General features: G+C 46.8%; 5 protein-coding genes and 1 tRNA gene. 3 read left to right on the top strand and 3 right to left on the bottom strand.

The window, feature by feature from the left end; all coding sequences use genetic code 11:
• Positions 1 to 92: 92 nt before the first annotated feature.
• Positions 93 to 617, bottom strand: coding sequence for a DoxX family protein (locus BN903_RS08740; protein WP_048077376.1), 525 nt, complete (start codon positions 615 to 617; stop codon positions 93 to 95).
• Positions 618 to 854: 237 nt separating this feature from the next.
• Here BN903_RS08740 and BN903_RS08745 point away from each other — a divergent pair.
• The 3 genes from BN903_RS08745 to BN903_RS08755 all read left to right on the top strand — a co-directional run bounded on the left by BN903_RS08745 (position 855) and on the right by BN903_RS08755 (position 2,470).
• Positions 855 to 925 (top strand) — tRNA-Gly (locus tag BN903_RS08745).
• 172 nt (positions 926 to 1,097) lie between these two features.
• Positions 1,098 to 2,207 (top strand): site-specific integrase, encoded by a 1,110-nt coding sequence (locus tag BN903_RS08750; protein ID WP_048077377.1) that lies wholly within the window; start codon positions 1,098 to 1,100, stop codon positions 2,205 to 2,207.
• A 2-nt stretch (positions 2,208 to 2,209) separates the two neighbouring features.
• Positions 2,210 to 2,470: a hypothetical protein gene (locus tag BN903_RS08755; protein WP_048077378.1), complete on the top strand. Its 261-nt coding sequence runs from the start codon at positions 2,210 to 2,212 to the stop codon at positions 2,468 to 2,470.
• Positions 2,471 to 4,484: 2,014 nt separating this feature from the next.
• Here the strand turns inward: BN903_RS08755 and BN903_RS15865 are convergent.
• Both BN903_RS15865 and BN903_RS15870 read right to left on the bottom strand, forming a co-directional pair.
• The gene (locus tag BN903_RS15865; RefSeq protein WP_079890626.1) at positions 4,485 to 4,940 is read right to left on the bottom strand and encodes a DUF1524 domain-containing protein; all 456 of its coding nucleotides are present in this window, start codon (positions 4,938 to 4,940) and stop codon (positions 4,485 to 4,487) included.
• A complete protein-coding gene (locus BN903_RS15870; protein ID WP_079890627.1) occupies positions 4,937 to 6,484 on the bottom strand; it encodes a DUF262 domain-containing protein in 1,548 nt (515 codons plus the stop codon). Before BN903_RS15870 ends, BN903_RS15865 begins: the two co-directional genes overlap by 4 nt.
• Between the last annotated feature and the right edge of the window lie 159 nt (positions 6,485 to 6,643).

The following is a 6,643-nucleotide window of genomic DNA, read 5'->3' on the forward strand; positions in this document are numbered from 1 at the left end:
CCAGTCCGAGGACCACGATGCCGAACAGCATCAGTCCCGCGCTCAACGCCCGCGCCGCCGTGTCGATGATGTCTGTCATTGGAAGTCACCTCTCAGCCGAGCAGGTACCGCAGCTTGGGGTTCTGTTTGACGAGCGCCGTCTCCTCGATGAGCGCGTCGAGACCGTAGTACCGACCGGCCGCAAGCACGATCACGGTCAGGAACAGGAGCAGTCCCATGAGGTCGCTGTTGACGACACCGTGACCGAACTCGGCGTTGCCGATCCAGAACAAGGACATGAAGATGACCCCGCCGAACGCGGCGAACCGAGTGAACGCCCCGGCGATCAGCGCCAGCCCGATGAGCGTCTCGAACAGGGGTACTCCCGGCTCGATGAGAAACGCGAGGTTGTTCCCCATCCACACCGGGATCGGGCCGAGGGCGGTCCCGGTCATCTCCGACATGTACATAGGGCCGTAGCTGTACGAGAACCCGTCGGTCAGGATCTTGGTGAACCCCGAGTGGAAGAACCACCAGCCAGTGACGACGCGCAGGAACGCGATCCAGTACGTCGCCCAGGGCCCGTCCAGCGCGAACTCGGTCTCGCCGACCAGCGGATTGCTAGTTTGGTATGACATCGGTGTCACCTCACGGGTGTACCTTGGGTGGGTACACACGTATATCCCAAACAGTGTTCTAAGCGGCTGAAAAGCGTTCTAGCGCGCTGGGAGGGGTCCGCAGTATCGTGGGTCTTTAAGTACGGCTCACGCAGATTGGTCGTTCAGCCACGACACTCCTCGGGGCGTTCGGTCCGAACACGGAACGCTTATGAAACACGTTCCGCCTACGTATGGATGCGTCGTCAACCGACGCGAGCGCCGGTGGTCTAGTGGTAGGACCTGAGCCTTCCAAGCTCATGGCCCGGGTTCAAATCCCGGCCGGCGCATACGCTCCTCCGTCGCGTCCAGCACTTTTCATGTGTCTTGAGGATGAATCCAACATGGACACCGCAACTCAATGCCCGGGTGTTTCGAAGACACCCCGACGCCGTACAGCGATTTCGAATAGTGACAGGCTCAAAACAATAAAACCGCACGACAGCGGTGGGGCCTAAACCGATGGAGAAAATCGGGAAAGCCCCCATAGTTGGCGGGACCGCGCGCGACTACCTTGATGAACGACGGTACACAGACTACTACGACTACAAAGAACGCCTTCTCCGATGGCTCGACACCATGGGTAAGAACCCCGAAAGAGCCGAAGGCTACGCCGACAGTACCGTTGCGAACGTCACGTACAAAATCGATCTCTACAACGTCTGGAACTGGAAGGAGACGGGGAACTACGGGACCAGACTAACCACAGACCGCGCAGACGCGCACATGATGTACCTCATAATGGAGGGGGACAGGTACAGCGACACCTACAAAGATATTGTTCAGAAGTGCCTCAAGCGCGTCTTCAAGTATCAAAACCACGTTGAAGGCGCAGATATAGAGTGGGAACCGGAACACACGTTCTCACAGGATCTCTCTGCGCCTCGGGATTTCCTGACGATGGATGAACGACGGGCTGTACGAGACGCCGCGCTTGACTATGGCTCGGTTCCCGCTTACAACGGACTCTCCCCGGGAGAACGCGACCAATGGAGACAGTACCTCTCACAACGCCTTGAAAAGCCGAAGAAGAAGGTTGTTCCCGAAGACTGGACTAAAGCGAACTCGTGGAAGATCCCGTCGATCACATGGACAAGTCTCGATACGGGCCTCCGTCCGATAGAGGTCGAAAGAGCGCGAGTCCAATGGGTCGATACCAAGAATAACGTTCTCCGAATTCCGAAGGACGAGTCTTCAAAGAACGAGGATAACTGGACAGTTAGTATCACCGAACGGACTGGAAGCGCCCTTGAGCGGTGGCTGGATGAACGGGAGTACTACGACGAGTATGACGACTCCGACGCGCTCTGGTTGACTCGTCACGGGAACTCATACAATTCCAGTTCACTTCGGAAAGTCCTCCATAGGCTCTGTGGGATTGCCGAGATACCTGTTGAGAACCGTCAGATGAGCTGGTATACTATCCGGCACTCGGTAGGGACGTACATGACTCGGGAGGAAGACTTGGCGGCGGCGAAAGCACAACTCCGTCACAAGAGTCCGAAGACGACTATGCGATACGATCAGGCACCGGTAGAAGATCGACGTGACGCGCTGAACCGGATGGGATAACGATGACCGACAACATCAATATCGACACCGAAGAGATCGAAGAACTCACCGAAGAATACGTTACCTGTGGAACTCCCAAACGGCGTCGGGAGATCGAGATTGAGCTACTGGAAGTGACCCTCTGGAAGGCACTTGATCGGGAGAACGGGCGCGCATTTGCGGAATTCTCTGAGGAAGAGATGGAAATCCTCTCTGAAGCCATAGACAAAGAAGATCCCGACGTGAGTAGACTCGTTCGGAGGCCATTCTTAGATAATCTGTAAATTACTGTTAGTTATATATTAATGGATTTATTATTTCCTGAGAGATAATTATTAAGTAGGCCAATAAAGACCAGCACGTCAGTATCTGAAGTAACTCGATCCGCGTCTTTCGTCAGAAGCGGTCATAAGACGACAATCCCCAATTCCTGAGTTACGCCGTATTTACACATAATCAGTATCAGACCGTAATTCAGAATGGCAATAGAACTCATTTTTAAATTAGTAACAGAGTCTCTGATCAGAGCTATCTATTCGGGGGGACGCCCGCACCACAAGAATCTTGATCAACTTTGCTGTCGTTACTAAGAGCCGATGACGATATTTTAAAAATACGCCAACACCAGCCACTTGGTAAGTGGATTTGAAGAAGGACAATCACTATATTATATTGTCACTTCCGGAAAGCTATACAACACCCTTAGCGACCCATCGTTTCGGGGTTTTACTCATCAGCCGCTCTTGCTTCGGACCTTTACGACCATTTTACCACGGTCTCGAATATAATCCGAGCCGCGTGGAACTGTCGTACCTAAGAGGTATTAGTCGCCATATCCGATCGCCATCCGATCCGGGTTAGTACCCCGGTGTGGACTACGAACATGGCCCCTCACCGTCCAGACACAGTTTGCGAGAAGAATTCCCGATGGAAATTCTCCTTAACTTCAAACGAGTAGATTACTTGTCTCACTTCCAGTCCAAGACTGGCGAACGAACCGACGGCGTGAGCGACCGTCGAGTTTAGGAGCTTGTTCAACTCCCCTCAACCTTAGTAATACACGGGGGTATATATAGGATGTAGGGGGTTTATAAGTGAAGTATTTAAAAACATACATTACCACCAGATACCTATACAAGTTCTTGTATAGGATTGCCGGTTTTTGTAGAAATTAGCTCCAAAATATTCTCACGCGCACTTTGGGAAAACGCTGGTTCTCCCGAGTACAGATTTGTCGATATACCCCCCAAAGCTCGTCAAAATCAAGAAAATTCCGGAGCGGCTTACCTCCTTCAGAACGTGTATTAGAAAATATTCAAGTCACAACCGGCTCTTTGTAAACAAATATACGATATAATTATTTTGGATGATTACCTTATATACTGACAGATATATCTCACTCAAAGAGGTTTGAACTATTAGCGCTATCAGAAGGAAAGCAGACCATGGGTGACATAGTTTGCCATGGTAGCCTCTTGACAATACATTACTTTTTAGAGGTACTGGTAAAGATATACTGATGAATAGTCTGTTGACAGAACTGTTAGCAATATTGACCTCAGCTGTTAACAGTACTCTGTACAGATTTTGTAACAGCGTTATCTGATCAGGAGAAGCCGCCTTAGTAGATACGGCTGTGCTGTAGCTGTTGTTGCTGTTGCTGTTGCTGTAAGGCTGTGCTGTAGCTGTTGTTGCTGTTACTGTAAGGCTGTGCTGTAGCTGTACGGAGAACAGAAGTAAGTAGTGAATTGCTGTCCTCACAAAGTACTATAATCGGTTGTTAAAGCCTGATAAGTAGTTTAATGAGCAATGAGTGACGACTACGATTACAGTAGAAGTAGACGTTCTTGGAGTCAATCAGCGTACCAAGTCTATAGTGGAGGCTCTAACCCTTGGCGAGGATCGATCCTAAGGCCCCTGACGTATCTCCTAATAGCTTTGTTTTCATTATACGTGGGCTGATACTTCTTGGTGTTAGAATCACTTAGAAACAATCCTCAGGCGTCTGAGAGGATCGCGGGTTTTGACCGGGATTTAGTGTAGATTTTTCGTCTATATTTTCGGGATACTGAACATACCACTTCACCCCTCTAATTTAGTTAATATATCTGATATAATGGATACTAATACAATAGTAAAGTTGTGATACCTAAATTCATACCTACAGGTTGTTAACCGCCGTATTTCATACGCGACCTTCCCTCGTTCAAGTGTACCCTCAAAGGTGCTATTTTGGACAGAGTGTAAATGTCGTTTTAGTATGAACTACTTAGGATAGATGAATAGTAGTTTACTTAATTACTCAACGTATTTTTGAAGTAGATAATCTGTTATCATTTGTTCTCGCTGTTCAATAAATTCTATTGCGTTTTCTTTCTCCGGTTCAACATCTGGATAGAGGTTGATTTCTTTTACTCTCGAACTCGAACTTTCACCAATATTATAAAGCCAGTCTTTAGGTAATTGGTCAGATTTTTTCTCATTGGCGCCTTGTGGTAGTAATTGTAGGTTTCCAATTCTATTCAGGTCAACTTCGTCCCCAACAGCTTCATTTATTTCTCGTGACTTGTTTTTGGGATAAATATGATCAACAGCATAACCTGAAATATCGTCACCAGCATATGCTTCCTCAATCAGTCCGAGTATAGCAACCACGCTGTTGTTTGTGAATAAAGCTCCTTCCGAGTTTGTATCATATCTCGATCGATCTACAGCTTCTTCTACCGCTTGTTTTGTAGATACTAAGACCCTCATTTTCCTAGTAGTTCATCACCGGGGAATAGAATAGGTTGACCGTCTGGTGAGTCCCAATTGTAAATGTCCCGCCGCCAATTTCGGCACTTACCATATCCTAAAACAGAATACCCCGCTTGTTCGAGTAGCAAACTTTTAGATATGAAGTAGAACACTTCATTTACATTTTCTTCGACCTTGGCCTCTGGATTTTCGTAATAAAACACGCCCAATAGGGGGAATAGCGGCATTGTATTCATTACTTTGTACCGTATCCCGGAATTAATAATGGTGTCAAATGCTTTTTCTAATGATTTTTTAAACCAATCATATCCTGTTATATTTCTTGAATCCCCTGTATGTGTCCACCGCTCATGGAGTTTGTCCATGTCATCTTTAGATAATTCATTAATACTACTGTGGAGAAGGTCATAATTGATCAGATACGCAGAGTAGCGCACAAAGAGCTTTCTATCAATATGTTGTTCGTATTCCGGATATTCGCTTTTGAACATTTGAACCCAATCCCGGATTTTTTCTCTTGGATTAATGGGTTCCTCCTCAAGATATGGCCAGTAGCTCATTAATTGGGACATAAATAGCTGATATGGCTGTGGATTTTCTCCTTCTCTATTTAGTCTCTGGAATATTTCAGGAATATGATCTCCTTCTTTTTTGATACTATTTGTATCTAATTCAGCAGTTAGTATACTGTCGTGAATATCTCTTGCTACGTCACCAGCTACGCGAGCTAATTCAATCTCGTTTTTGTCCAACGCTTCATTAGAAATTGGTGCGTTATCCACGTAAGGATCAATAATATCACTTCTAAACGAGCCAGAATTCATCGCGTGGCCCGATTCACTTCCATCCGTATCCTCGATCCAGAAGGCACTAATTGGAACCCACAAACTGTGGTTCCCCGCCCGCTCTTCATATCCAGTTTTGTCTTTCCCTCCAAGTTCTCCTGTTGATCTAAACTCAAACGCATAGTCCCCTCTAATATCACTTCTACCAGTATAGTTTGGATGTCCAAACAGATCAACACATAATGTAGACACTTCCCAATTCTCAATATCTTGGCTTTTTCGACCCTGTCCACCACTATATTCTACAATCTCTCCACAAACACCAATATATAAGGAATTTAATCTTTGTTGGCCGTCAATTATTAGAAATTCGGGATCCCTCTGTTCTTCTCTTTCATTATAACTCGAAAAGTGAGCGGGCATTTCGTTTGGTGGTTGATGATCACTTGCGATATAGGATCTCAAAAATCTGTATGTAGTGTAATTATCTACCGAACCACTACGGGTTTTCCAAATGGTGATGATTCCAACGGGATATTCTCGGACAAGGGAATCAAATAAGCTTTCAATCTGATTTGGATTCCAAACAAACTCTCTCTGTAATCCGGGAAGGAAAATTCGATTGTTTATACCGTTAAGAAGTTCTTCAACTTCGCCATCCATGAAACCGTCTGGTAGCCGTATATAATTAAATGGTTGGTTATTATGGGTATACTTTCTATAGCAGGATTCAATAATTGACTCAAATTCAGCCATTCGCCTAAGCGCTCATGGTGCGGGTTTTATATACTGACAACCCATTCGAAGACAGTAGAGACGCCTGAAAAGCGCAAGACGGAGTAGGAGTTTCGCGCGAGCGTTGTGGTCGAGCGCGGCCTTCCAAGCTCATGGCCCGGGTTCAAATCCCGGCCGGCG

Source organism: Halorubrum sp. AJ67 (assembly GCF_000513435.1).

Coding starts and splice junctions, on each gene's coding strand:
- BN903_RS08740 (WP_048077376.1), bottom strand. CDS start 617: ATGTCATACCAAACTAGCAATCCGCTGGTCGGCGAGACCGAGTTCGCG.
- BN903_RS08750 (WP_048077377.1), top strand. CDS start 1,098: ATGGAGAAAATCGGGAAAGCCCCCATAGTTGGCGGGACCGCGCGCGAC.
- BN903_RS08755 (WP_048077378.1), top strand. CDS start 2,210: ATGACCGACAACATCAATATCGACACCGAAGAGATCGAAGAACTCACC.
- BN903_RS15865 (WP_079890626.1), bottom strand. CDS start 4,940: ATGAGGGTCTTAGTATCTACAAAACAAGCGGTAGAAGAAGCTGTAGAT.
- BN903_RS15870 (WP_079890627.1), bottom strand. CDS start 6,484: ATGGCTGAATTTGAGTCAATTATTGAATCCTGCTATAGAAAGTATACC.